This window comes from Martelella sp. FLE1502 (assembly GCF_053484255.1).
The window spans coordinates 1-771 of record NZ_JBAKFQ010000065.1; the positions used below are offsets into that span (position 1 = coordinate 1).

Consider the following 771-nt stretch of genomic DNA (forward strand, 5'->3'; position numbering starts at 1 on the left):
TTCGAAGAGAACTGGGAGGTCTATGGGGCGCGCAAGATCTGGCGGCAACTGGGCCGCGAAGGCCTGGCTGTCGCGCGTTGCACCGTGGCACGACTGATGAAAGACCTAGGGATCCAGGGGGTTATTCGCGGTAAGCCGCAGAAAACCACCGTGCCGGACAAGAAGCAGCCCTGTCCTTTGGACAAGGTGAACCGCGAATTCCGCGTGCCGGCGCCCAACATGCTCTGGGTGAGCGATTTCACCTACGTCGCCACATGGAAGGGGTTCGCATATGTCGCCTTCGTCATTGATGCCTATGCCAGAAAGATCGTCGGCTGGCGTGTCAGCACATCGGCCCATACGGGCTTTGTGCTCGATGCTTTGGAACAGGCTGTCCATGATCGGCGCCCCACGAAGGCAATGGGGTTGGTTCACCACAGCGATCGTGGCTCGCAATATCTGTCCATTCGCTACTCGGAACGCCTCGCTGAAGCAGGTATCGAACCTTCTGTGGGGAGCGTCGGTGACAGCTATGACAACGCCTTGGCAGAGACCATCAATGGCCTCTATAAAGCTGAGGTCATTCACCGGCGTGGCCCTTGGCGAAACTTCGAGGCAGTCGAATTTGCCACGCTCGAATGGGTGGATTGGTTCAACAACCGCCGTCTGCTCGAGCCAATCGGGAATATGCCACCGGCAGAAGCAGAGGCACACTTCTACGCAGCTCTGGAAACTGAAGTCCAAGCCGCGTAACTATTGAAACCAAGCCTCCGGCAAACCCGGAGCGGTTCA

Annotated in this window: 1 protein-coding gene; it reads left to right on the forward strand. The window is 58.0% G+C overall.

From position 1 onward, the window contains the following. The coding region (locus V6767_RS22690; RefSeq protein WP_448475506.1) for an IS3 family transposase at positions 1-732 on the forward strand (732 nt) is incomplete at its 5' end. Between the last annotated feature and the right edge of the window lie 39 nt (positions 733-771).